Source organism: Kitasatospora sp. NPDC036993 (assembly GCF_055607525.1).
The window spans coordinates 1-25,058 of record NZ_JBVJRP010000022.1; the positions used below are offsets into that span (position 1 = coordinate 1).

General features: G+C 73.6%; 16 protein-coding genes, 1 pseudogene and 1 riboswitch. Of the genes and pseudogenes, 4 read left to right on the top strand and 13 right to left on the bottom strand.

Annotated features, from left to right (window positions below; genetic code table 11):
- Positions 1-97: pseudogene (locus ACZ7C5_RS33330) on the top strand (ABC transporter ATP-binding protein); the annotation flags it as partial.
- A gap of 56 nt (positions 98-153) precedes the next feature.
- On the top strand, positions 154-2,712 hold the full coding sequence (locus ACZ7C5_RS33335; protein ID WP_401091481.1) for an ABC transporter permease: 2,559 nt from the start codon (positions 154-156) through the stop codon (positions 2,710-2,712).
- Between the two features lie 200 nt (positions 2,713-2,912).
- Here the strand turns inward: ACZ7C5_RS33335 and ACZ7C5_RS33340 are convergent, their stop codons facing one another.
- The 7 genes from ACZ7C5_RS33340 to ACZ7C5_RS33370 form a co-directional block, all read right to left on the bottom strand.
- Positions 2,913-4,280 (bottom strand): NAD(P)/FAD-dependent oxidoreductase, encoded by a 1,368-nt coding sequence (locus tag ACZ7C5_RS33340; protein WP_401091483.1) that lies wholly within the window; start codon positions 4,278-4,280, stop codon positions 2,913-2,915.
- A 429-nt stretch (positions 4,281-4,709) separates the two neighbouring features.
- Entirely contained in the window at positions 4,710-5,651 is a 942-nt protein-coding gene (locus tag ACZ7C5_RS33345; RefSeq protein ID WP_401091485.1) for a Ppx/GppA phosphatase family protein, read from the bottom strand.
- Entirely contained in the window at positions 5,648-6,316 is a 669-nt protein-coding gene (locus ACZ7C5_RS33350; RefSeq protein WP_470324121.1) for a DUF501 domain-containing protein, read from the bottom strand. The genes ACZ7C5_RS33345 and ACZ7C5_RS33350 overlap by 4 nt, the downstream gene beginning before the upstream one ends.
- Positions 6,288-6,785 (bottom strand): FtsB family cell division protein, encoded by a 498-nt coding sequence (locus tag ACZ7C5_RS33355; protein WP_470324122.1) that lies wholly within the window; start codon positions 6,783-6,785, stop codon positions 6,288-6,290. The genes ACZ7C5_RS33350 and ACZ7C5_RS33355 overlap by 29 nt, the downstream gene beginning before the upstream one ends.
- A 203-nt stretch (positions 6,786-6,988) precedes the next feature.
- Entirely contained in the window at positions 6,989-8,275 is a 1,287-nt protein-coding gene (eno, locus tag ACZ7C5_RS33360; protein ID WP_401091491.1) for a phosphopyruvate hydratase, read from the bottom strand.
- Between the two features lie 254 nt (positions 8,276-8,529).
- Entirely contained in the window at positions 8,530-9,423 is an 894-nt protein-coding gene (locus ACZ7C5_RS33365; RefSeq protein ID WP_470324123.1) for a LysM peptidoglycan-binding domain-containing protein, read from the bottom strand.
- 5 nt (positions 9,424-9,428) lie between these two features.
- A riboswitch (cyclic di-AMP (ydaO/yuaA leader) is annotated at positions 9,429-9,594 on the bottom strand.
- Positions 9,595-9,814: 220 nt separating this feature from the next.
- On the bottom strand, positions 9,815-11,155 hold the full coding sequence (locus tag ACZ7C5_RS33370; protein ID WP_470324124.1) for a cytochrome P450 family protein: 1,341 nt from the start codon (positions 11,153-11,155) through the stop codon (positions 9,815-9,817).
- A 256-nt stretch (positions 11,156-11,411) separates the two neighbouring features.
- Between ACZ7C5_RS33370 and ACZ7C5_RS33375 the strand changes: the two genes are divergently transcribed.
- Positions 11,412-11,834, top strand: a complete 423-nt coding sequence (locus tag ACZ7C5_RS33375) for an SDR family NAD(P)-dependent oxidoreductase (RefSeq protein ID WP_188301758.1) — start codon at positions 11,412-11,414, stop codon at positions 11,832-11,834.
- A gap of 11 nt (positions 11,835-11,845) precedes the next feature.
- On the opposite strand, the gene ACZ7C5_RS33380 is transcribed toward ACZ7C5_RS33375, so the two are convergent.
- The 4 genes from ACZ7C5_RS33380 to ACZ7C5_RS33395 all read right to left on the bottom strand — a co-directional run bounded on the left by ACZ7C5_RS33380 (position 11,846) and on the right by ACZ7C5_RS33395 (position 17,952).
- Positions 11,846-12,868 (bottom strand): nucleoside triphosphate pyrophosphohydrolase, encoded by a 1,023-nt coding sequence (locus ACZ7C5_RS33380; protein WP_401091496.1) that lies wholly within the window; start codon positions 12,866-12,868, stop codon positions 11,846-11,848.
- Between the two features lie 347 nt (positions 12,869-13,215).
- A complete protein-coding gene (locus ACZ7C5_RS33385; protein ID WP_470324125.1) occupies positions 13,216-14,862 on the bottom strand; it encodes a protein kinase domain-containing protein in 1,647 nt (548 codons plus the stop codon).
- A complete protein-coding gene (locus ACZ7C5_RS33390) occupies positions 14,859-15,575 on the bottom strand; it encodes a hypothetical protein (RefSeq protein ID WP_470324126.1) in 717 nt (238 codons plus the stop codon). The genes ACZ7C5_RS33385 and ACZ7C5_RS33390 overlap by 4 nt, the downstream gene beginning before the upstream one ends.
- Before the next feature lie 154 nt (positions 15,576-15,729).
- Positions 15,730-17,952, bottom strand: coding sequence for an N-6 DNA methylase (locus ACZ7C5_RS33395; RefSeq protein ID WP_470324127.1), 2,223 nt, complete (start codon positions 17,950-17,952; stop codon positions 15,730-15,732).
- A gap of 206 nt (positions 17,953-18,158) precedes the next feature.
- On the opposite strand from ACZ7C5_RS33395, the gene ACZ7C5_RS33400 reads away from it, so the two are divergent.
- Positions 18,159-18,803: a DUF4352 domain-containing protein gene (locus ACZ7C5_RS33400; protein WP_470324128.1), complete on the top strand. Its 645-nt coding sequence runs from the start codon at positions 18,159-18,161 to the stop codon at positions 18,801-18,803.
- Between the two features lie 212 nt (positions 18,804-19,015).
- Here ACZ7C5_RS33400 and mfd read toward each other — a convergent pair whose 3' ends face one another.
- Together mfd and ACZ7C5_RS33410 are read right to left on the bottom strand one after the other, a co-directional pair.
- A complete protein-coding gene (gene mfd, locus ACZ7C5_RS33405; protein ID WP_470324129.1) occupies positions 19,016-22,675 on the bottom strand; it encodes a transcription-repair coupling factor in 3,660 nt (1,219 codons plus the stop codon).
- Positions 22,676-23,507: 832 nt separating this feature from the next.
- A complete protein-coding gene (locus tag ACZ7C5_RS33410) occupies positions 23,508-25,010 on the bottom strand; it encodes a coiled-coil domain-containing protein (protein ID WP_470324130.1) in 1,503 nt (500 codons plus the stop codon).
- Positions 25,011-25,058: the final 48 nt, after the last annotated feature.

Here is a 25,058-nt window from a genome sequence, read left to right on the forward strand (position 1 = left end):
CGCCGACGGCCGCATCGTCGACGAACTCCACCACCCCACCGCCGACACCGTCCTGGACCGCATGCGCCGCTTCGACGCCAAGGGCCGCACCAGCTAGAGCCAGCACCAGCCAGGGCCCGGCAGCCCGCTCTCCGACCCTTCCCAGGACACCCCATGTATCGCACCGCACTGCGCAACGTGCTGGCCCACAAGGGCCGACTGCTGATGACGGCACTGGCCGTCATGCTGGGCACCGCCTTCGTGGCGGGCACCATGGTCTTCTCCGACACCTTCGGCAAGGCCATGCGGGACAGCAACTCCAAGAGCTACACGGACATCTCGGTCCAGGTGGTGGACCGCGCGGCCGGCTCCAACGCCTCCGCCCGGCAGAAGAGCGAGGCCGGCTCGGCCGCCCTCACCGACGCCACCGTCCAGCAGCTGGCCGCCCTGCCGGGCACCGCCGCCGCCCGCGGCGTGGTCAGCGGCTTCACCGGCGTGGCCGACAAGAAGGGCAACCTGATCGGCCAGGTCTGGGCCGCCAAGGGCGCCAACTTCGCGCCGGGCCAGGACGGCAGGGACCCGCGCTACCCGATGGCCGAGGGCCAGGGGCCGAAGAACGCCAAGGAGGTCGCGCTCGACCGCAAGACCGCCGACAAGGCGGGCTACAAGGTCGGCGACACCGTCAGGGTCGCCGCCAACGGCCCGGTCGTCGAGGCGAAGCTCACCGGCGTCTTCACCACCGACGACCCGGTGGTGAACACCGGCGGCACGCTCACCCTGTTCGACCGGGCCACCGCCCAGCAGACCCTGCTGGAGCCCGGCCGCTACAGCAGCATCGTGCTCACCGCCAAGCCCGGCACCAGCCAGGACGCGCTGCTCGCCGAGGCCCGGCCCAAGGTGCCCGCCGACGACCGGTTCGAGGCCGAGACCGGCGCCAAGCTGAACGCCGACGAGCAGGAGATGATCACCAAGGGCACCAGCAACATGCGCACGATGCTCCTGGTCTTCGCCTTCATCTCGCTCTTCGTCGGCATCTTCATCATCGCCAACACCTTCACCATGCTGGTCGCCCAGCGCACCAAGGAACTGGCCCTGATGCGCGCCATCGGCGCCAGCCGCAAGCAGGTCACCCGGTCCGTCCTGATCGAGGCCCTGCTGATCGGCACCGTCTCCGCCGTGGCCGGTCTGCTGGCCGGCATCGGGATCGGCGCCGGGATGCAGTCGCTGATCGGCGCGATGGACGAGAACATGCCGAGCAGCTCGCTGGTGATCAAGCCGCTCACCGTCGCGGTGACGGTCCTGGTCGGTGTCGTGGTGACGGTCATGTCGGCCCTGCTGCCCGCCATGCGCGCCTCCCGGATCGCCCCGGTGGCCGCGATGAGCAGCGGCGACCAGCCGGTCTCCCAGAAGAGCCTGGTGGTCCGCAACACGATCGGCTCGGTGCTCGCCGGCGGCGGTCTCGCCCTGATCGGCTACGGCGCCTCCACCGGCGACGACAGCGGCCGGATGCCGGTCGGCCTGGGCGCCTTCCTGGCCCTGATCGGCGTGTTCGTCCTGCTGCCGCTGCTCTCCCGCCCGGTGGTCGCGCTGGTCGGCCCGCTGCTGCGCGGCCTCGGCGGAATGCCGGGCAAGCTCGCCCAGCAGAACGCGGTGCGCAACCCGCGCCGCACCGCGGCCACCGCGGCCGCACTGACCATCGGTCTGACCCTGGTCACCGGGCTCACCGTGATCGGCGCCTCGGTGTCCGACACCATCGACCGGGCCGTCACCAGCTCGATGAAGGCCGACTTCATCGTCGGGGCCGCCAACGGCATGAGCCTGTCCGAGCAGGTGCCCGCGCAGATCGCCAAGGCCCCGGGGGTGGCCGCCTCCTCGGCGAGGACCACCTCGTACTGGGAGCTCAACGGCACCACCAAGGCGGTCAGCGGCGTGGACGCCGCCGTCCTGGAGCAGCTCTCCGACGTCGAGCTGACCAGCGGCTCCGCCGCGGGCTTCGGCAAGGGCCAGCTGCTGGTCGACGAGGACGTCGCCAAGAAGCTGGGCATCGCCGCCGGCTCGGTGCTGAAGGTGTCCTTCCCTGACGAGTCCACCGGGCAGCTCACCGTGGGCGGCGTGTACAAGACCGGCGGCATGCTCGGCCCGGTCCTGCTGGCCAGCAGCGAGGTCGTCAAGCACGAGCCCAAGCCGTACATCTCCGACGTCCTGGTCAAGGGCAAGAACGGTGCCACCGACGGCCTCAAGCAGGCCATCAAGGACGCCACCGGCGCCAACCCGGTGATCGAGGTGAACTCCAAGCAGGACGTCAGGGACGAGTTCAGCCAGACCATCACCTTCGCGCTGAACCTGATGTACGGCCTGCTGGGGATGGCGGTCCTGATCGCGATCCTGGGCGTGGTCAACACGCTGGCGATGTCGGTCTTCGAGCGCAAGCGCGAGATCGGGATGCTGCGGGCGATCGGCCTGGACCGCGGCGGCATCAAGCGGATGGTCCGTCTGGAGTCCGTGGTGATCTCGCTGTTCGGCGCCGGCATCGGCCTGCTGCTCGGCTGCTTCATCGCCTGGGCGATCAACGGCACCCTGAAGTCCAGCCTCTCCGGCCTGACCACGGTCCTGCCGTTCGGCCAGCTGGCGCTGTTCCTGGCGCTGGCCGGGGTGGTCGGCCTGGTGGCCGCGATCTGGCCGGCCCGCCGGGCGTCCAAGCTGGACATCCTGGAGAGCATCAAGACCGACTGACCGACGTTCCGGGACCGGCCGACCGGTCCCGGAACGAGAGAGGTCCCCTGCCGGAGGGTTTCGGCAGGGGACCTTCTACTTCTGTACTCCGCCCGGTCGCACGGCCGGCTGAGCACCACGGAGGTCGTGGTCCGGCAACGCTGCCGGGCGGAGGGCCTCCGACTCATACCCCGGTGCTCCCACACCGGGGTCTCAGCCGCCTACTTGCTCGCGAGTTCCTTGTCGGCGGCCGGCTTGGCGGCCTCGACGGGCTTGGTGGGCGGAGTGACCTCCTGGATCGGCAGCTGCGGCTTCTCCATCTGGGCCAGGCCGACCATCTCGCGCTTGAGGAACATCGCGAGGGTCCAGTCGGTGAAGACCCGCACCTTGCGGTTGAAGGTCGGCACCATCGCGCCGTGGTACAGGCGGTGGAACCACCAGGCCGGACGGCCCTTCAGCTTGTACTTGCCGAAGAGGATCGCCACGCCCTTGTGCAGGCCGAGACCGGCGACCGCACCGAGGTTCTTGTGCTTGTACTCCTTCTGCGGGAAGCCGCGCATGCCGGAGATCACGTTGTCGCCGAGGACGACGGCCTGGCGGCAGGCGTGCTGCGCGTTCGGCGGGCACCAGGCGCCCTCGCCGGCGGCGAGGTCAGGCACCTGGGCGTTGTCGCCGGCGGCCCAGACGTAGTCGAAGCCCTGGACCTGGAGGGTCGGCGCGGTGTCGACGTGGCCGCGCGGGCCCAGCGGCAGACCGAACTCGGACAGCACCGGGTTCGGCTTCACGCCGGCCGTCCACACGATGGTGGAGGCGTCCGCCTCCATGCCGTTCTTCAGCACGACGTGGCCGTCGACGCAGGAGTCCATGGAGGTCTCGATGTAGACCTCGATGTTCCGCTCCTCGAGCTTCTCCTTGGTCCACAGACCGAGGTCCGGGCCCATCTCGGGGAGGATGCGGTTGGCCGCCTCGACGACGACGAAGCGCATGTCGTCGCGGCTGACGGTCTTGTACAGCTTGGCCGCGTCGCGGGCCATGTCCTCGATCTCGGCGACCGTCTCGATGCCGGCGAAGCCGCCACCGATCACCACGAAGGTCAGCGCCTTGCGGCGGATGTCCTCGTCCGTGGTGGACTCGGCCTTGTCGAGCTGGGCCATGACGTGGTTGCGGAGGCCGATGGCCTCCTCGACCGTCTTCATGCCGATGCCGTTCTCCGCCAGACCCGGGATCGGGAAGGTGCGGGAGACCGAGCCGGTCGCGACGACCAGGTACTCGAAGGGCAGCTCGTAGCTGTCGCCGGCCGCGGGCTGGATGGTGGCGACCTTGCGGGCGTGGTCGACGCCGGTGACGGACCCGGTCAGCACCTCCGCCTGCTTGAGGGCGCTGCGCAGCGGCGCGACGAGGTTGCGGGGCGCGACGTTGCCGCCGGCCGCCTCGGGGAGGAAGGGCAGGTACGTCATGTACGACCGCGGGTCGACGACCGTGACGGTCGCTTCGCCGTAGCGCATCTTCTTGAGGATGCGCATCGCGGCATACAGGCCGACGTAACCACCGCCGACAATGAGGATGCGAGGACGCTCCGTGGTGCTCATATCCGAAAGTATCCAGCACCGTCCGGAGCAGCCTTCGTGAGCCCGGTCACAAGTTGACGGACCCCCCGTGCTACACTGCGCGGCCACAAAATCGGGCCCGGCACGGGAACCCGCACCCCTGGGCGGCCCCGCGCGAACACGCGCCGGAGCACTACCGGCCTGAGCAGCAACGATCCGCACAACGCCCGGGTTCCCGCACGTGATTTCGATTTTCAAACCTCGGGCGAGGCCTGACCTGCGATCCCATGGGCCGGCCCGCCACCAGGCCTTCGGTCCCACATTTCGGACGTAGCGGGCCGACCTGTACGACGAATGACCGGATCGCCATGTGAAGAAATTCACGAACTTTTCCGCCCCCACCCGGGCGCGCCCCGGCCCCGGCCCCCCGAAAGGGGTGCCGGGGCCGGTTCGGGTCATCCCCGAAAGGGGTCAGGAGGCAATGCCCCAGGCGATTCCGTCCAGGATGTCGTGCTCGCTCACGACCACCTCGGCGGCGCCGGTGCGCTCCATGATCTCCAGCAGCTCCAGCGCCCCGGCCGCGATCACGTCCACCCGGCCCGGGTGCATCGACGGGATGGCCGCCCGCTCGGCGTGGGTGGCGGCGAGCAGCTCCCGGGTGATCCCGGCGACCCGCTCCCGGCTGATCCTGGAGTGGTGGATCGCCGCCGAGTCGTAGCCGGGCAGGTCCTGGGCGATCGCGGAGACCGTGGTGACCGTCCCGGCCAGGCCCACCAGGGTGGCCGCCCCGGTCAGCGGGACGACCTCCTCGGCCCGGTCCAGCTCGGCGCGCACGTGCTCCCGCGCGGCCGCGATCTGCTCCGCGGAGGGCAGCTCGGCGTCGCCGAAGTACCGCTCGGTGAGCCGCACGCAGCCGATGTTCACCGAGCGCGCCGCCCGCACGTCGTCCGCGCCGAGCACGAACTCGGTGGAGCCGCCGCCCAGGTCGAACACCAGGTAGGGAGCGGGGAACTGACCGCCGGCCAGCTCCTTGGTGGCGCCCACGAAGGAGAGGTGGGCCTCCTCCTCGCCGCTCACCACCTCGGGCTCGACGCCCAGGATGTCGCGCACGCCCTTGACGTACTCGTCGCTGTTCTCGGCGTCCCGGGAGGCGCTGGTGGCGACGAAGCGCAGGCGCTCGGGGCCGACGCCGAAGCCGGAGATGATCTCCTGGTACTCCCGGCAGGCCGCGAAGGTGCGGGCCAGCGCGTCCGGGTGCAGCCGGCCGGTCTGGTCCACGCCCTGGCCGAGCCGGTTGACGATCATCCGGCGGTCGAGGTCGGCGATCTCCCCGGTCGCCGGGTCGAGGTCGGCGACCAGCAGACGGATCGAGTTGGTGCCGCAGTCGATCGCGGCCACGCGGGTCGTGCTCACTCGGACTCCTGCTCCGCCCCGGCCTCCCCGGCGGCGCGCTTCGCGGCGCGCTCGGCGGTCTTCTGCTGCTTGGCCGCGATCACCGCGTCGTGGTCCTGCTCCTTGGCGCGGTTACGGGCGACCCGCTCACCGGCGGCCTGGACCTCGGCCGGGGACACGCACGGGCCCTTGGCCCACCAGTCCTCCAGCATGCCGATCGCCTCGTCGCCGAGCGGATTGACGCCCTCACCGGCCGCCAGCGAGTGGCCGACCAGCACGTGCAGGCACTTCACCCGGTCCGGCATGCCGCCGGCGCTCGGGAAGCCCTCCAGCACCTCGATCGCGTCGCGCCGGGCGATGTAGTCCTCGTGCGCCTTCTGGTAGGCCGCGGCCAGCTCCGGGTCCTCGGCGAGCCTGGCGGTCTGCTCCTTCATCACGCCCTCCGCCTCCAGGGTGCCGATCAGCGAGGCGGCCTTGGGGCAGGTCAGGTAGTAGAGCGTGGGGAACGGAGTGCCGTCCGGCAGCCGGGGGGCCGTCTCCACGACGTCCGGGTTGCCGCAGGGGCAGCGGTGGGCCACGCCGCGCAGGCCGCGCGGTACCCGGCCGAGCTGGGCGGCGATGGCCGCGACGTCGGCGTCGGAGACGGCGGGGTGGTTCTCAGTGGTCATGGGGGGAGGTGTCTCCAACGGGGGACGGTGGGAGCGGAACGGGGGTGGCGTGGGGCGCCGCGGCGGTGTCGGCGGCGTCCACCGAGTCCCAGATGCCGGCGTACCAGGGCTTGGCGGCGTTCGCCCGGCCGGCCGCGGTGCTTCCGGGAACTACGTTCGGGGAAGCCGCCGCGCCGACCGTGGAGGAGGAGGGCGGGGCGCCCTGGCGGGCCGGATCCACCGCGATGTACGGGGTCTCCCCCGGCACCGCGTAGTGCAGCCGGGCGCGGGCCTGCGCCTTGACGTACTCCGGGTCCTGCCAGCGGGCCTTCTCCCGGCGCAGCTGCTCGACCTGCTGGCGGGCGTGGTCGGCCTTCGCCCGCTGGGCGGAGATCTCGGCGCGCTGGGAGATGAACTGCCGCGTCGGGTAGGCGAGGATCGCCACCAGCGAGCAGAGCACCAGGACGAGGACGGTCGCCCGGCTCGTGAACCGGGGCCGGGCCGCCAAGCCCGGGATCCTCCAGCCAGCCATCTCCCGTATCCCCTCCTGGTCGCGACGGTGCCCCGCCGTCCACCCTACGGGGTGAACGGCGGGGCACCGGTCAGGCGTGCGCTACCGGGAGCGCGCGGCCCTCGTGCTCGCCGTGCCGACTGCTTGATTGCTCCGCAGCGCGGCTGTGCCTGATTACTCCGCGGAGCGGCTGTGCCTGATTACTCCGCGGAGCGGAACCGCGGGAAGGCGCCGCGGCCGGCGTACTCGGCGGCGTCGTCGAGGATCTCCTCGATGCGCAGCAGCTGGTTGTACTTGGCGACGCGCTCGGAGCGGGCCGGGGCACCGGTCTTGATCTGGCCGCAGTTGGTGGCGACGGCCAGGTCGGCGATGGTGACGTCCTCGGTCTCACCGGAGCGGTGCGACATCATGCAGCGGTAGCCGTTGCGCTGGGCCAGCTCGACGGCGTCCAGGGTCTCGGTCAGCGAGCCGATCTGGTTCACCTTCACCAGCAGCGCGTTGGCGGTGCCGGTCTCGATGCCGCGGGCCAGGCGCTGCGGGTTGGTGACGAACAGGTCGTCGCCGACCAGCTGGACCTTGTCGCCCAGCTTGACGGTCATGGCCTTCCAGCCGTCCCAGTCCGACTCGTCCAGCGGGTCCTCGATGGAGACCAGCGGGTAGGCGGCGACCAGCCCGGCGTAGTACTCGATGAGCTCGGCCGCCGAGAGGGCCTTGCCCTCGAACTGGTAGGCGCCGTCCTCGTAGAACTCGGAGGCGGCGACGTCCAGGGCCAGCGCGATGTCGCGGCCGGGCACGTAGCCGGCCTTCTGGATGGCCTCGGTGATGAGGTCCAGGGCCTCGCGGTTGCTGTCCAGGTTCGGCGCGAAGCCGCCCTCGTCGCCGAGGCCGGTGGACAGGCCGCGCTCCTTCAGCACGCCCTTGAGGGTGTGGTAGACCTCGACGCCCCAGCGGACGGCCTCGGAGAAGGACTCCGCGCCGATCGGGGCGATCATGAACTCCTGGATGTCGACGTTGGAGTCCGCGTGCGAGCCGCCGTTGAGGATGTTCATCATCGGGACCGGCAGGACGTGCGCGTTCGGGCCGCCCAGGTAGCGGAACAGCGGCAGGTCGCTCGCCTCGGAGGCGGCGTGGGCGACGGCCAGCGAGACGCCCAGGATGGCGTTGGCGCCGAGCGAGGACTTGTCCGGGGTGGCGTCCAGGTCCAGCATGGCCTGGTCGATCAGGCGCTGCTCGGTGGCGTCGTAGCCGACCAGCTCCGGGCCGATCTGCTCGATGACGGCCAGGACGGCCTTCTCCACGCCCTTGCCGAAGTAGCGGTTCTTGTCACCGTCGCGCAGCTCCAGCGCCTCGAAGGCACCGGTGGAGGCACCCGACGGAACAGCGGCACGACCCGTGCTGCCGTCGTCGAGGCCGACCTCGACCTCGACCGTGGGGTTGCCGCGGGAGTCGAGGATCTCACGGGCTACGACGACATCGATGGACGGCACGAGGCATCTCCTTGCGGAAGCAGGGTCCGGTCTGACGGGGGGTGCTGTCAGCAGGACGATTGCGGAGTCGTTTACGACCAGAGCCTAACCGCCCGGGCTCCCGGGACCACGTCGACCTGGGTTCCGTCTCAGCGTGTGGCCCTCCTACCCGCCGGTAGTTCACCTGCTTGTCCCAGCTTGTCCCCCTGGAGCGGGCGAATACGGACGAAGGGGACCGGTAGGACCGGTCCCCTCCGCGCGTCGGGCGTGGCGGCTCAGCCGAGGTGCAGCACCTGGCCGGGCATGATCAGGTTCGGGTTGCCGCCGACGGTGGCGTGGTTCTGCTCGTACAGCGCGCTCCAGCCGCCGGACACGCCCTGGGCGGAGGCGATGGTCGACAGGGTGTCACCGGCGCGGACGGTGTAGTCGTGGCCCGCGGCCTGCGCGGCCGGCTGGGCGGCCCGCGGGGCGGCCTGCGGCTGGGCGGCGGTCTGGCCGGCGTACTGCTGGTAGACGCTCTGGTGGCTGGTCCAGTACCAGCCGCCGTTGTTCTGGTACCAGTACACCTTCGCGTCGGCGTCCCAGCCGGCCTTGCCGGAGAAGCCCTGGGCCTGCGGCTGCGGGGCGGCCTGCTGGACCGGCTTCGCGGCGGGCTTCGGTGCGGCCTGCTGCTGGGCGGCCGGCTTCTCGGCCGGCTTGGCGTGCTTCGGGACCTGCTGCTTCGGGGCCTGCGGCTTGGGAGCCTGCTGCTGCTTGGCGTCCGAGGAGGTGTCGACCGCGGCCGGGGCGCCGCCCTTGGTCAGACCGGCCTTCTGGGAGCAGACCGGCCAGGCACCCGGGCCCTGCGAGGCGAGGACCTTCTCGGCGACCGATATCTGCTGGGCCTTGCTGGCCTGGTTGGCCTGCGCCGCGTAGGCGTTGCCGCCGTACGCCTTCCAGGTGCTGGAGGTGAACTGGAGGCCGCCGTAGAAGCCGTTGCCGGTGTTGATGCTCCAGTTGCCGCCGCTCTCGCACTGCGCGACCGCGTCCCAGGTGGAGACCGGTGCGGCGGAGGCGCCGGTGGCGGTGAGGAGCGGCATCGCGAGTCCGACGCCGGCCACACCGGCGACGGCGATGGCCTTCTCGGCCTGGGTGCGACGACGGTGACGGCCAGTTCCAACGAGCAGCATGAAGAGGTCCCTCTCCGTACGCCTGCGAGGTGAGCTGTCGGGTTCGGACCGGGAGGTGGCCCGGCCGCCGTGTGCGGAGAGATCCCGCTCGGGCGGCTTCACCCCAAGCCGTGGGGACGGCAACAAACCTGGTTCCCCCGCCCCTGCCCAGGGTTCTGGTCGGTTTCCCGTGACGCGGCGGGCAGGATTCGGCGTTCCGCGTACGAGGTCCGCAGCTGCGAACTCCAGGGAGAGTAGACAGATCATCAGACCAATCACAAGCTCATATCGCCGATATCACACATAAATTACGGCGCGTGTCCGACCGCCTACCAACGGCGGCGATATGTCCTGATTGATGGCTGTTCACACCACCGCCGAGGGCGATCGACGACGTCCCGTCAGCGTGACCTCAGGGCATCGGCGGCTCGGCGGGGGCGTGCGGAGGGGCGTGCGGGGAGCGGCTCTCCGGACTGAATTCCACCGGGAGTTCGCGCAGCCCACGCATGATCAGGCCACCTCGCCACCGCAGATTCTCCGGGCTTTCCGCGAGCCGCAGATCGGGCAGCCGGGAAAGCAGGGTGGCCAGTGCGGCGCGCCCCTCCAGCCGCGCGAGCGGGGCGCCGATGCAGTAGTGGATGCCGTGCCCGAAACCCAGGTGGGGATTGTCCGTCCGGGCCAGGTCGAGGGTGTTCTCGTCCGCGAACCTGGCCGGGTCGCGGTCCGCCGCGGCCAGCACCACCAGCACCGGGTCACCGACCGGGATGTCCACCCCGCCGACGGTCAGCGGCTGCGTCGCGAACCGCCAGGTCGCCATCTCCACCGGCCCGTCGTAGCGCAGGAGTTCCTCGATCGCGGTGTCCAGCAGCGCGCTCTCCCCGCGCGCCACCGACTCCTGCAACAGCCGGCGCTGCCCGGGGTTGCGCAGCAGCGCGTAGGTCCCGTTGCCGATCAGGTTCACGGTCGTCTCGAAGCCGGCGAAGAGGAGGATGAAGGCCATCGCCGCGGCCTCGTTCTCGGTCAGGTGCTCACCGTGGTCGCTCGCCCGGATCAGGCCCGAGATCAGGTCGTCCCCGAGGTCCGCGCGCTTGCGGTGGATCAGCTCCAGCAGGTACGCCCGGATCCGCTTCACCGCCCGGCCCACGCCGCCGCGCTGACCGCCGCCCTGGCCCGGCTTCGTGTGGCGCACCATCATTCCGGCCCAGTCGCGGAAGTCGTCCTGGTCCTCGGCCGGCACGCCCAGCATGTCGCAGATCGCGTAGATGGGGAGCGGGAAGGCGAACTCGTGGATCAGGTCCGCCGAACCGCGCCGCGCGAAGCCGTCGATCAGCCGGTCGGTGAGCTGCTGCACCCGCGGCTCGAACTCGGCCACCCGGCGCGGGGTGAACGCCTTCGACACCAGTCGGCGCAGCCGGGTGTGGTCCGGCGGGTCGATGTTCAGCAGGTGGGTCATCAGGTCCGCCTGCCGCTCCCCCGGGATGCCCACCCGGCCGGTGCGGTGCGCCTGCCCGCTGTGGTGCGCCGGGTTCTTCGACAGCCGGCCGTCCGCTAGCGCCTGCCTGGCGTCCGCGTACCGCGTCACCAGCCAGGCCTCCACGCCGCTCGGCAGCGTGGTGCGGTGCACCGGGGCGTGCTCCCGCAGCCAGGCGTAGGCGGGGTACGGATCGGAGGCGAACTCCCAGGTGAACAGCTGGGGGCCGGTGGCGTCGGACGGCGCGGCGGCGGGCCTGGCGGGGTCGGGCTGAGCTGGCATGGACCGACCGTATCCGGTGCGCCGGGCACGCCCCTCCCCGACGGCGCGCGCCTGCCCGCGGACGGTGCGCCGCCGGGGTGCCGGCCCGGGGTGCCGACCCTCCGTGGACGGCTCTTGGACAGCTCTTGTCCGGAGCGTGGGCGTGAGCCTGGTCACCTGAGGGGTAACCACTGTTGCGGAGGGTCAGGACGTGCCTACGATCCTCCGCAATACGCGTGGGCGCCGGTGCGGTGTCGCCCACAGGGAGGAGCAGGCCATGCGGATCAGCGGGTCAGTCATCGTCATCGCGGTCCTCGACGGCGGGTCGGGCGCGGGCCTCGCCCGTCGGTTCGCCGCGGCCGGCACCGCCGGAATGCTGATCGCGGACCAGCACGTCGGCATCGCCGAGGACCTCGCCGCCGAACTCGACCGGCCCGGCTGCCCCGTCGTCGGCGTCTGCGGCGACATCCGCCGCCCCAGCGACGTCGCCGCCCTCGTGGACACCGCCGAGAAGCACCTCGGGCCGATCGACCTGTTCGCCGTGGCCGGCCCCGGCGGCGAGCGAATCGTCTCGCTCGCCGACCTGCCCGCCCACCTCGACCTGGAGCGCCTCGCCGAACTCGTCGTCCTCGTCGGCGAGGCCATCGGCGAACTCGTCCCGCCGCAGCGGCGCCCGGCGAGCGCCGCCACCGCGGCCTGAGACCCGCACCGTCACTCCGGCTTGAGGCCCTCGGCCGCGCGCACCGCCTCCCGGTACCCGCGCGCGGCCGACCGCAGCGCGGCGTCCACGTCCACCCCGGCGTCGTGCGCCCGCTGCGCCACCGCGAGCAGCAGCCGGCCCGCCGAGTCCGCGGTCAGCTCGGCCGGCAGCTCGTACGACTCGTCCGGCACCTCCGTGAAGCCCGCCCGGCGCACCCGGGACACCAGCTTCGCCGCGTACGCCAGCGCGGGCAGCCCGGCCGGCACCCCGTCCAGCACGGACTCGCGGTCCGCCTTCTCGGCCGCCTTCAGCTGCTCCCAGTTCGCCTCCACCTCGGCGGCGCCCTCGGCCTCGACGTCCCCGAACACGTGCGGGTGCCGGTACACCAGCTTGTCGACGATGTCGCCGGCCACGTCGTCGATCGTGAACGGCCCGGTCGGGTGCTCCTCGGCGATCCGGGCGTGGAAGAACACCTGGAGCAGGACGTCGCCCAGCTCCTCGCGCAGCGTCTCCCGGTCCCCCTCCTCGATCGCCTCGACCAGCTCGTACGCCTCCTCGACCAGGTACTTCACCAGGCTCTCGTGCGTCTGCTCGGCGTCCCAGGGGCAGCCGCCCGGGGAGCGCAGCCGGTCCATCACCGTCACCAGGTCGAGCAGCCGGGACCCGGGCAGGTCGTACGAGCCGGGCAGCACCTCGATCTCGGGCACCTCGCCCGCGTGCTCCACCGCGAGGCGCGCCAGCGCGTCGGTCAGCCCCGGATCGCCGTCCGGGCCGCCCAGCCACACCGTCGGCCCGGCCCCGTCGGGCTGCCCGGTCAGCAGCCGCGCCAGCCCGGGCGCCGACCCTGGCTCCACCACCTCCACCGTCACCCCGGCCTGCCGCACCGCGGCCACCTGCGGGTGCCCCTCGTCCCCCACCAGCACCCGCCCCGCCGACCGCAGTGCCTCCCAGGCCGGCCACGCCAGCAGGCCGGGAGCCACCCGGTGGGTGGTGGTCAGCAAGATCAACTTCGCGCCCGGAACATTCGTCGTCACACCCCGAACCTACCCCCGGCCCCCACCCCCGGGGCCGCGGGACGGCGGCCCGGCCGACTTCCCGGTCCTGGACGGCGGCGACCCCGCGGCAGCGGCGGCGGCAGGCGTGTTCAAGAGGAGGCCCCGACGACCGGGACACGACGGCTGGGGCTCGTCTTCAAACCCTCGTCGTCCGCCCGTAGGGCGGGCGGGGCGGCGTTGGGGTGCGTGCATCGCAAGGCGGAGGTGGGGGCACCTCCCGGCCGAAGGCTGGGGGCGGAGTCCATGCGGAGCATCGGCGACCGACGACAACGCGGCGAGGTGCGTGCCCTGGCGTCGCCCCGCAGGCGGGGGTTTGAAGACGGGCCCTAGGGGCGGGCCGGGGGCCAGGGGGTGGAGGCGGGGGTGAGGGTGGCGAGGGACTGGCGGAGGCGGCGGACGGCGGGGTGGTGGGGGCCGTCGCGGCGTTCGCGGTCGAGGAGCAGGGGCAGCAGCCACTGCCAGGCGTTCTGCGGGTCGCCGGCGGCGGCGAGGTGGAGGCCGATGCGTTCGCGGAGGTCGTGGCTGCGCTCGGGGTCGGTGTCGAGGCCGGATTCGAGGCGGGCGGTGTGGGCGGCGAGGAGGGCCTGGTACTCGGCGAGGGCCTCGGGGCCGTGGCCGAGGCGGTCGAGGCAGATCGCGGCGCGGTACCGGTGGTCGAGGCCCTGGGGGCCGTGCGGGCCGCCGTCGGCGGTGGCGGCGAGCCGGCGGTACTCGGGCAGCGCCTGCCGGAGGTGGCCCTCGTGCAGGAGGGTGCGGGCGTAGATGGTGCGGATGGTGCGCACCAGGGGCGCGGCGTCGCCGAGTCCGGCCTCGGCCCGGGGCAGCAGGCGGGCCGCGAGGCCGAGCACCTCCGGGTGGCGGCCGGCGTCCACCAGGTCGGAGAGGTGGGCGCACTCCGCGCCCAGGTCCGGGCCCGCGGGGACGACCGGCGGTGCCGAGGGGGCGGGCGGGAGGAGGAAGGGCCTCGGCTCCGAGCGGACCACCGGCGCCGCGGTGGCCACCGCGGCCACCGCGGCCATCACCGCCGACGGCTGCGGCTGGTGCGGGAAGCGGTACGGCCGGGCCGGGTCCGGCAGCGGGGCGTAGCGGGGCTGCGGGGCCCGTTCGGCCGGGGGCAGCAGCGGGAGCAGCCGCGCGTACACGGTCTGGGCGTCGGCGGGACGGTCGGCGGGCTGCTTGGCGAGCAGGTCGAGCACCAGCCGTTCCAGCGGCTGCGGCACCTCGGGCCGCAACTCCCGCAGCGGAACGGGCGGTTCGTCGACGTGCCGGCGCAGGACGCCGAGCGCGGTGGGCGCCCGGAAGGGCTCCTCGCCGGCGAGCATCTCGTGCAGCAGGCAGCCGAGCGCGTAGAGGTCGCTGCGCGGGTCGGTGGTGGCGGCGAGCGCCTGTTCGGGGGCCATGTAGGAGGGACTGCCGACGGGCACGCCGGTGAGGGTCAGCCGGGTGGTCTCGGTGTCGAGGGCGGTGGCGATGCCGAGGTCGAGCAGGACGGTGCGGCCGTCCTCGCGGACCATGACGTTGCTCGGCTTGAGGTCGCGGTGGACCACCGGGATGGCGTGGACGGCGGCCAGCGCGGTGCACAGCTGCGCCGCGACGGCCGCCGCGCGTTCGATCGGGAAGGGCGCGTCCTCGGCGATGAGGTCGGCCAGGCTGACGCCGGGGATGCGCTGCATGACGAGGTAGAGCTCGCCCGCGTCCTCGCCCGCGTCGAAGACGGTGACCAGCCCGGGGTGGTCGAGCGCGGCCGTGACCCGGCACTCGCGCAGGAAGCGGCGGCGCAACTCGTCGCCCTGGCGGGCCCGTTCGCCGCCGGAGCCGGTCCCGCCGGGGAGCAGGTGCTCGGGTCGGAGCAGCTTGACCGCGACCGGGCGGTGCAGCCGCTCGTCCTGGCCGGCCCAGACCTGGCCCATGCCGCCGTGGCCGATCTTCTCGGTGAGCCGGTAGCGGCCGGCGATCAGCCGGGTGACGGTCACGGGCGGTCCTCACGGGCCTGGCGGCGCAGCAACTCGCCCAGCTCGCGCAGGTCGTGGGCGGTCTCGGGGGCCGTGGCCGACGGGGCGCCGGTCTGGGGAACAGCAGCCGGGGGAACAGCGGCCGGGGGCGGCACGGGTCCGGCCGGAGCGGGTGCGGGCGCGGGCACCCCGTACCCGGGCACGGTCGCCCCGTACGGCGAGGCGTTCGGCACCGCGTACGGCGAGGCGGCCCGCGGCAGGACCGGCGGCGCGGCCCGCGGCCCGGTCGGCCCGGCCAGCCAGACCGCGCGGCTGTCCATCGCCAGGAAGTGCGGCGTCGGCAGGAACCACAGCACGGCCAGCGTGATCTGGCCGGTGGTGTCGGCGGCCGGGTTCTTCAGGCTGCCCGCGACCCCGGCGGAGACGATCAGGGTCAGCAGCAGCGCGCAGAACACCACGGCGCCGACGACGTCGTACGCCCGCCGGCGCCGGACCGCCAGCAGCAGCGAGGGGACGGCCCCGAGCAGACCGAAGGAGAGCAGCGGGGCCAGCGCGCACAGCACCCGCGGGACCGTCCCGAACCGGCCGGGAACCGGCACCTGCCGCGGCACCGCCACCGGCCCTGGGACCGCACCCGGCAGCGGGCCGCCCGGCAGCGGGCCTGGACCGTACCCCGGCCCGTACGGCGTTGCGCCGGGCGGCGGCCCGAACTGCCCGGGGTACTGCCCTGACATGCGCGCTCCTGAGCTGGTGAGGACCGGCACCGAGGGCGGTGCGAGCGGTACCGCACACCGTACCGTCCGGCCAGGCCGGTCCGGAGGCCTTCCGTCCGCCCGCCGCCGCATCGGTATCGCACCGCTACTGAGCCGCTGCTGAGCCGGGATCACCTCAGCCGGCCGGCGGCGCCAGGGTGCCCGTCGCCAGGGCGTCGGTGGCGCCCTGGGCGAGGCTGCGGCCGAGGGCGGCGGCCTGGCCGAGGGCGGTGTCGAAGGCGGCGAGGCGGGCGAAGGCGGCGCCGAGCCGCTGCTGGGCGGGGAGCGGGAGGCGGGGCAGCTCGACCCGGCGGATGTCGAGGCGGGCGGTGGTGGTGGCGTGGCTGGCGGCGCGCCGGGTGCCGGCGGTGGAGCGGAAGTGGCCGGCCAGGAACTCGGGGTCGAGGACGGCCGGGTCGGGCCGCAGCAGGTGGAGCTGACGGCCGAGGGCGGCGCCGACCAGCGGGCCCTCGGCGGGGACGACCCTGGCGGTGCCGCCGCCGAGGGCGGGGACCAGGACGTCGCCGGGGCGGGTGCGGACGTCCCCGGCCGGACCTGCCCCGGTCGCACCGGACCCGGCCTGACCCGACCCGATCGAACCCGGCCCGGCCTGACCCGACCCGGCCTGCCCCGACCCGGCGGCCGGGACGGCACCGGGCACGGCACCGGTGGCGAGGTCCTGGTCGGTGACGACGCGGGTACCGCCCGCGCCCGCACCGGACGGCCTGGTGGCGGCGCCCGTGCCGGAGGAGTACACCTCCAGCGCGCCGCCCCGGACCAGTTCGCCGATGGTGACCACGCCGGCGGGGGTGGCGCCGAGCTCGTCACCGGGCCGCGGCAGCAGCGTGGCCGGGTCGGGCAGGCCGGCCAGCAGCTCGGCCAACCGGCCGCCGAGGTGGGAGAGTTCGGCCGCGCCGCCGAGCGGGGCCGCGGGCGGCACGTGCCGGGCCGGGGAGAGGTCGGTCTCGTCGTCGAGCAGGTCGATGGCGGCCATGGCCCGGTGGACGCCGGGGCGGTCGGCGGGGACCGGCAGGCCCTCGCGCGCGGCCAGGTCGAAGCCGCGCCAGGCCTCCAGGACGGTGCGGCGCAGCTCGGGCCAGTCGACCTTGTCCCGGCCTCCCTCGGCGGTCGGCGCCCCGGCGGCCCCGGCCGGGGCGGAGAGCGCCGCCCCGGCGTCGAGCAGCAGCACCTGGCGGAAGTCGCTCCCCGGCTCGGGCGCGCGCAGCACCCACAGGTGCAGCGGGACGCCGTACGGCGGGGCGGCGCCGGCGGGCAGCGCGATGACGGCCCGCAGCGCTCCAAAGCGGAGCAGTTCGGCCCGGATGCGGCGGCCGGCCCGGCGGGCGGCGACGGTCGGGGGGAGCAGCAGGGCCGCGAGGCCGCCCGGCCGGGTGTGCGCGAGGCAGTGCAGCACCCAGGCGAGTTCGGACTCGCCGCGCGGCGGGACGAGCCCGCCGGGCCAGCGGGTGTCGAACTGCAACTCGTCGTGGCCCCAGTCGCGTTCGTTGTACGGGGGCTGGCAGAGCACGGCCTCGAAGGTGTCGCCGGGGAAGCCGTCGGCGCGCAGGGAGTCGCCGGACCGCAGGTCGAGCGGGAGCGGCCCCGGCTCGTCGGCGGGGGTGTGCAGGGCGAGCCGGAGCCGGGCGAGGGCGGCGGTGACCGGGTCGGCGTCCTGGCCGTAACGGCCGGTGGTCGGCGGGTGGGCGAGCAGGGCGGCGCCGAGGCCGACCGCCGGGTCGAGCACGGTGGCGGGGACGCCGGCGACGGCGGCCAGCAGCTCGGCGGCCTCCGGCGGGGTGGGGCTGAGCTGTCGGGTGTTGGCCTCGGCGTACCGGGTGAGCAGCTGCTCGTACGCGCCGACCGGGCCGGCCTGGGCGGCGAGTTCGGCGAGCAGCCGGGCGAGGTCCAGCTGGGTGCTGCCGAGCAGGCCGGGGAGGCCGAGGGTGCGGGCGCCGTCCGGGCCGAAGGCGTGCACGGCGGTGCCGGCGACGGCCCGGGGCAGCGCGAGGGCGAGCCGGGTGTCCGGGCGGCCGGCGAGGTCGGCCCAGTGCCCGGGCTCGCGGTGCAGCAGCAGGAGCAGGGCGCCCGCCTCGACCAGCGGGGCGGCGGGGTGGCCGGCCGGATCGCGGAGGGTATCGAGGAGCTGCCAGGCCCGTTCCAGCAGCGGGAGTTCGGCGATCTTGCCCTGCGCGCGCAGCCAGGACTCGACCTCGGCGAGCGCGAAGGCCGGGCTGGCGTCGGTGCCGCCGACCGGGCGCGGGAAGTCGGGGTGGCGGCGGCGCCAGTTGCTGACCGCGGCCCGGCCGACGCCGGCCAGCCGAGCGATCTCGGCGGCGGTCACTTCGGGTCGGTCCGGCACGGGGGCTCCTTCGGTGGGCTGCGACCGCACAGCGGGGCACTGTGACCGCACAGCATAGCGATGCGTCTCGCGACCCCAGTTCACATGTGAACAGAATTCTTTTGTGAAATCGCATTGACATGATTCACGGCCGAGTGGTGTGATCTCTCCGTCGCCACCGAGCGAGGGGCGGCACAGGGAGCACCACCGATCACCGGGAGACACCCATGTCCGCGAACGCCCGTCGCACCGCCGTCCGCCACACCGCCGCCCGCCGCGGCACCACCCGTCGCGCCGCCGTCCTGCTGCTGGGCGCCGCACTGGTCGCCCTCGGCGCGACGGCGTGCGACTCCCCCGACGGCTCGACCGTCTCGACCGAGGCGAAGCAGACCGCGGCCGGCACCGGCTCCGAGGCCGCCAAGCCGGCCGACGCCGCCAAGGCCCCCGCCAAGGCCCCCGCCAAGGCCGGCGACACCATCGCGCTCAAGGGCAACGACCCGGCCGACACCGCCGACGTGACGCTGGTGAAGGTGGTCGACAACGCCGAGGGCGAGGACGAGTTCACCCACCCGGCCGACGGCAAGCGCTTCGTCTCGGTCCAGTTCCGGATCAAGGCGAGCGGCAAGAAGGCCTACAGCGACGTCCCCGGCAACAGCGCCAAGGTGGTGGACGCCCAGGGCCAGGCCTTCGGCAGCACCGTCGCGAACACGAAGGCCGGCCCCGGCTTCCAGATCCCCGCCAACATCGCCCCCGGGGAGAGCGCCCTCGGCTTCGTCACCTTCGAGGTCCCCAAGGACGCCAAGCTCGACAAGGCCCAGTTCGGCCTCGACAGCGGCTTCGCCCCGCAGACCGGCCAGTGGAAGCTCGGCTGACCCGCGCACCGGCCGGTCGCCGGCGCCCCCACGCCGGCACCCCCGCACCCCCGTCGGCCTCACCGCCCCGCCGGCCTCGCGCCGCCGACACCTCCGTTCACAGCCCCGATGGTCGCGATGCGTACGTCAACCGCCGCGACCGCCCGTACACACGGAACGGCGGCCCCGGGCCGGGCCCGAGACCGCCGTGCACCGCCCCGGGCGGGCGGACGCTACTTCTTCGCCCCCGCCAGGTCGTCGAACATCGCCGACAGGAACTCCCTGCACCAGCCCAGCAGCTCCCGCCCGACCAGCGGCTTGCCGCCGATCCGCCCGGTGCTCGGGCGCGGCACCAGCAGCTGCCGGGCCGCCGCCTTCACCTGGCTGCGCGGGTAGAGCCGGTTCAGCCGCAGCTGCTGGGACTCCCGCAGCTCCACCGGCCCGAAGCGGACGTTGGTGCCCTGGAGGGTGATGTCCGAGATCCCGCACCGCCGGGCGTACAGCCGCAGCGCCGCGACCAGCAGCAGGTTCTCCACCGGCTCGGGCAGCTTGCCGTAGCGGTCCACGAGCTCGTCCCTGACCTGCTTGATGTCCTCCTCCGAGTTGACCGCGGCGATCGAGCGGTACGCCTGCAACCGCAGCCGCTCGCCGGGCGCGTAGTCGTGCGGCACGTGGGCGTCGACCGGCAGCTCGATCTTCACCTCCAGCGGCTCCTCCTCCGGCTCCCCGCCGCCCGCCAGCGACTCGCGGAACTCCGCCACCGCCTCGCCGACCATCCGCATGTAGAGGTCGAAGCCGACGCCCGCGATGTGCCCGGACTGCTCGCCGCCGAGCAGGTTGCCCGCCCCGCGGATCTCCAGGTCCTTCATCGCGACGTACATGCCGGCGCCCATCTCGGTGTGCTGGGCGATGGTGGCCAGCCGCTCGTGCGCGGTCTCGGTGAGCGGCTTCTCCGGCGGGTACAGCATGTACGCGTAGCCGCGCTCGCGACCGCGCCCGACCCGGCCGCGCAGCTGGTGCAGCTGGGAGAGGCCGAAGGTGTCGCCGCGCTCCACGATCAGGGTGTTGGCGTTGGAGATGTCGATGCCGGACTCCACGATCGTGGTCGACACCAGGACGTCGAACTCCTTCTCCCAGAAGTCGACGACGACCTTCTCCAGCTGGGTCTCCCCCATCTGCCCGTGCGCGGTGGCGATCCGCGCCTCGGGCACCAGGTCCTTCAGCCTGGCGGCCGCCTTGTCGATCGACTCGACCCGGTTGTGGATGTAGAACACCTGGCCCTCGCGCAGGAGTTCACGCCGGATCGCGGCCGAGATCTGCTTCTCGTCGTACGGCCCGACGAAGGTCAGCACCGGGTGCCGCTCCTCCGGCGGGGTGGTGATGGTGGACATCTCGCGGATGCCGGTGACCGCCATCTCCAGGGTGCGCGGGATCGGGGTCGCGGACATGGTGAGCACGTCCACGTTGGCGCGCAGCTTCTTCAGCTGCTCCTTGTGCTCGACGCCGAAGCGCTGCTCCTCGTCGACGATGACCAGGCCGAGGTCCTTGAACCTGGTCTCGGAGGAGAACAGCCGGTGGGTGCCGATGACGACGTCCACCGAGCCCTCGAACAGCCCCTCCAGCACGGCCTTGGCCTCGGTGTCGGTCTGGAAGCGGGACAGCGCCTTCACCGTCACCGGGAAGTTGGCGTAGCGCTCGGCGAAGGTCGAGAAGTGCTGCTGCACCAGCAGCGTGGTCGGCACCAGCACCGCTACCTGCTTGCCGTCCTGCACCGCCTTGAACGCGGCCCGCACGGCGATCTCGGTCTTGCCGTAGCCGACGTCGCCGCAGATCAGCCGGTCCATCGGGACGGACTTCTCCATGTCCGACTTGACCTCGGCGATGGTGGTCAGCTGGTCCGGCGTCTCCGCGTACGGGAAGGCGTCCTCCAGCTCGCGCTGCCACGGGGTGTCCGGGCCGAAGGTGTGGCCCGGGGCGGCCATCCGCGCCGAGTAGAGCCTGATCAGGTCGGCGGCGATCTCCTTGACCGCCTTCTTGGCCCGCTGCTTGGTCTTCGCCCAGTCCGCCCCGCCGAGCCGGTGCAGCGTCGGGGCCTCGCCGCCGACGTACTTGGTGACCTGGTCGAGCTGGTCGGTCGGCACGAACAGCCGGTCGCCGGGGTGGCCGCGCTTGGCCGGGGCGTACTCCAGCACCAGGTACTCACGGGTGGCGCCCTGGACGGTGCGCTGCACCATCTCGACGTACTTTCCGACGCCGTGCGCCTCGTGGACGACGTAGTCGCCAGCCGCCAGCGCCAGCGGGTCGATCGCGTTGCGGCGACGCGAGGGCATCCGGCGCATGTCCTTGGTGGAGGACTTCTGGCCGGACAGGTCGGTCTCGGTGATGACCGTGAGCTTCAGGGCCTCGTCCACGAAGCCGTGCTCGATCGAGCCGCAGGAGACGTGCACGACGTCCCGGGTGGGCGCCTCGGCGAGGTCGGCGACCAGGCGGGCCGGGATGCCCTCGTTGCCCAGCACCTCGGCCAGCCGGGAGGCCGGGCCGTGGCCCTCGGTCACCATGACGACCCGCCAGTCGGCGGCCAGCCGCTCCTTGGCGTCGGCGATCGCCCGGGCGGTGTCGCCCCGGTAGGCCTCGACGGCGTGCATGCCGAGGGTCAGGGTGTTGGCGTCGAACTCCAGCACCTCGTTCACCGAGGACTCGCTGGTCGCGAACGGGCTGACGGACCACCAGGGCAGCCCGATATCGGCGGCGTGCTCGCGCACCTCGGCGAGCGAGCGCAGCGAGGCGGCGGAGACGTCGATCGCCTCCAGGTCGATCGGCCGGTCCCCGCCCGAGGCGGCCGCGACCCAGGAGGCGTGCAGGAACTCCTGGCTGGTCGCGACCAGGTCGGCGGCCCGGGTGCGGACCCGCTCCGGATCGCAGACCACCGCGACCGAGCCGAGCGGCAGCACGTCGACCAGCAGCTCCATGTCGTCCACCAGCACCGGCGCCAGCGACTCCATGCCCTCGACCGCGATGCCCTCGGCGATCTTGTCCAGGATCTCGGCCAGCCCGGGGTGCCCGGCGGACAGCTCGGCCGCCCTGGCCCGCACCTCGTCGGTGAGCAGCAGCTCACGGCAGGGCGGCGCCCACAGGCCGTGCTCGGCGATCTCCAGCGAGCGCTGGTCGGCGACCTTGAAGTACCGGACCTCCTCGACCTCGTCGCCCCAGAACTCCACCCGCAGCGGGTGCTCCTCGGTCGGCGGGAAGACGTCCAGGATGCCGCCGCGGACGGCGAACTCGCCGCGCTTCTCGACCAGTTCGACGCGCGCGTAGGCGGCGGCGGAGAGCCGGCGGGCGATCTCCTCCAGGTCGTACGACTCACCGCGGCGCACGGCCACGGGCTCCAGCTCGGCCAGCCCCTTCACCTGCGGCTGGAGCACCGAGCGGACCGGGGCGACGATCACCTGCACCGGCCCGGCCGCCGGGTCTGCCCCAGCCTCCGACTGGGAGGTGCCCCCGTCGAGCCGCGGGTGCACGATCCGGCGCAGCACGGCCAGCCGGCGCCCGACGGTGTCCGAGCGGGGCGACAGCCGCTCGTGCGGCAGGGTCTCCCAGGCCGGGAACTCGGCGACGGCGTCGGCGGGCAGCAGCGAGCGCAGCGAGGCCGCGAGGTCCTCGGCCTCCCGGCCGGTCGCGGTGACGGCGAGCACCGGTCGGCCCCGGTCCCCGGCGGACTGCCCGGCGAGCGCGCGGGCCAGCGCGGCGATGGCGAACGGCCGGGCGGCGGGCGGCCCGACCAGGTCCAGGTGGCGGCGTCCGCCGGCCGCGGCGCCGACGGCGGTGGCCGCCTCGATCGCCTCGGCGAGCGCCGCGTCCCGCGCGACGACATCGAGCAGTCCGGTCAGACTCATCTGGGGTCTCTTCTTCGTCCCGTGGCTGGTGCTGCCCCCGGGCGGCGAAGGCCCGCCGGGGCAACGCGAACGGCCCGGCACGCCGAGCGGCCGGGGGTCTCCAGCCTACGCCGCGGCACGGGCACACACGTGGTCCTCGGCGCCCGCGGGGCCCGGCCGGGGCTTCGGCGGAGCCCGACCAGGGCATCGGCCGGGGTTTCGGTGGGAGCTTCGGCGGGGCTTCGGTGGGGCTTCGGTGGGGCTTCGGTGGGGCTTCGGTGGGGCTTCGGTGGGGCTTCGGTGGGGGGGGGACCGGGGGCTCCGATGCGGCCCGCCCGGCCGGCCTCCCGCCCGTCGCGCCGCCGATTCTGTCAGGAGCATGTCCGGGAACGAACCACCGGACCGGACACCGGACCGGCCGGTGGACGAACCAACGGGGAGCCGCACCGAACCGGGCACGGCTATCCGCCACGAACTGGACATACTCCTGTCACTGGCCGTCCATGGAGATCGCGCACCATGGTGAACGTGCCCGCCGCACCCAACCGTGGGGGATGGCTGTGGGGGCACTGTCGCACCCCCGATGGGGGTCGGAGGTGCGAGGCCGGGCGACCCTGGGTGGGGGCGCCCGCCCAAGCGCCGGGAACCGTGGCGCCCTTTCCTGGAGGGCGCCACGGGTCTCGGCCTCTTTCGTCTGCGGGGGCTTACCCCGCCGGGCGCCGTCCTATCCCGCGGACCCGTCCGTTTTCCCGGCCGCCCGCTCCACAAGCTTCGGCGCCGGACACGGCGCGAGGGCCCCGGCCGCCCGGGGGAGGCGGTCGGGGCCCTCGCGACGCGTGGTCGGGCGGCCGGGTCAGCGGCGGCGGTAGCTCACCGTGTGGGGGGTCGCGTAACCGCTGCCGTCGTCCACGATGATGATCTTCGGGACGATCCGGGTCTCGTCGTCCGACCGGCCCTCGGCGGCCTTCCCGTCGGTGACGTTCTCGTCCGCCGCGTTCCCGTCCACGACCCGCTCGTCCGCTGCCGCCTCGTCCACGGCCTTCCCGTCGACCGCCTTCGCGACGACCGCCTTCGCGACGACCGTCTCCTCGGCGGGCGGTGAGGCCGGCTTCGGCGGCACCGGGCCGGTCGCCACGGGCCCGCCGATGGCCTTGGCGGCACTGCCGCCGACCACCGGCGTCCGCAGCACGGGCGCCGGCTTCTCCCGGGCGAGAGCCTTCTCACCGGCGGAATCCGCCACGGCGGGCGCCTGGGCCGAGGCTTTGCGCAGGTTCGTCACCGGGATCTCCCCGGTGTCCGCCTCCGAGTCCACCGGCACCGGGTCGACAACGGCGTCCGCGACCGCGTCGGCGACGGCGTCCTGCGGAGCGGCGGCCTGAGCGGGCGGCTGAGCGGCGGCGGGCGCGGCGCCCGGGAAAGCCCGGGCGGAGTCCCGGGAGACCCTGGCCGCCGCCGCGGCGAGCTCCCCGGGCTCGATCTGGCCGACCGCCGCCCCGGTGAGCGAGGCCAGCGTGGCCTTGATGTGGTCCAGGTGCTGCTGCACCGTCTCCAGCCGGGTGTCGAACTCGCGCTGCTCGCGCTCGCTCGCCGTGTTGATCTTCTCGGCCTCCCGGCGGGCCTGGTCGATCAGCTGGTCGGCCTTGGCCTGGGCGTCCGTCTCCAGCTGCTTGATCCGGTTCAGCACGGTCTCCCGCTGCTGCTCGGCCTCCTTGACCCGGCGCTCGGCCGTCGCGGAGACCTCGGCGTCCTCGGCGTCGGCCTTGGCCTGGGCGGCGGCGAAGGTCTCGTCGGCCTTCCGGCGCCGGGCGGCCAGCTCGGCCTCGGCCTGCTCGCTGGCCTCGGCCGCGGCCACCCGCACCTTGGCGGCGTAGCCGGTGGCGGCGTCCCTGGCCGAACGGCTGTCCCGGTCGGCGTCGGACCTGATGCCCTCGGCCTCGGCCCGGGTGCGCTCCTCGGTGCGGCGGGCGGCCGAGTCGGCCTCGGTACGGGTCCTGGTGCCGTACTCCTTGGCGGCGCGGTCGGCGTCCTGCCCTGCCTCGTAGACCTCGTCCCTGAGGTCCTCGGCGAAGCGCTCGGCCTTCTCCCGGACGGCGCGGGCCTCGTTCTCGGCCATCGCGGCCAGGCCGGAGGCCTGTTCGCTGAGCACCTGGTAGTCGGGCTCGGGGGCCTCCTCGGCGGTCCGGCGGATGTCGGCCAGTCTGGCCTCCATCTGCCGGATGCCGGCGCCCAGGACGCTCAGCCGCTCCCACGCCTCGTCACGCTGCGCGGTGAGCGCGGCGAGGGCTCGGTCGACCTGGTCGGGCACGTAGCCACGGCGGGCCTGGGTGAAGCCGTACTGGGGGACGGCGTCGCTCATGGGCTCTTCCCCTCATTTCGCGGGCTGCGGAGCCCATGATCGGACGGA

Bases quoted from the DNA above. Each gene is read 5' to 3' on its own strand.
- ACZ7C5_RS33335 (WP_401091481.1), top strand. From the start codon at position 154: ATGTATCGCACCGCACTGCGCAACGTGCTGGCCCACAAGGGCCGACTG.
- ACZ7C5_RS33340 (WP_401091483.1), bottom strand. From the start codon at position 4,280: ATGAGCACCACGGAGCGTCCTCGCATCCTCATTGTCGGCGGTGGTTAC.
- ACZ7C5_RS33365 (WP_470324123.1), bottom strand. From the start codon at position 9,423: ATGCTGCTCGTTGGAACTGGCCGTCACCGTCGTCGCACCCAGGCCGAG.
- ACZ7C5_RS33370 (WP_470324124.1), bottom strand. From the start codon at position 11,155: ATGCCAGCTCAGCCCGACCCCGCCAGGCCCGCCGCCGCGCCGTCCGAC.
- ACZ7C5_RS33375 (WP_188301758.1), top strand. From the start codon at position 11,412: ATGCGGATCAGCGGGTCAGTCATCGTCATCGCGGTCCTCGACGGCGGG.
- ACZ7C5_RS33390 (WP_470324126.1), bottom strand. From the start codon at position 15,575: ATGTCAGGGCAGTACCCCGGGCAGTTCGGGCCGCCGCCCGGCGCAACG.
- ACZ7C5_RS33400 (WP_470324128.1), top strand. From the start codon at position 18,159: ATGTCCGCGAACGCCCGTCGCACCGCCGTCCGCCACACCGCCGCCCGC.
- mfd (WP_470324129.1), bottom strand. From the start codon at position 22,675: ATGAGTCTGACCGGACTGCTCGATGTCGTCGCGCGGGACGCGGCGCTC.
- ACZ7C5_RS33410 (WP_470324130.1), bottom strand. From the start codon at position 25,010: ATGAGCGACGCCGTCCCCCAGTACGGCTTCACCCAGGCCCGCCGTGGC.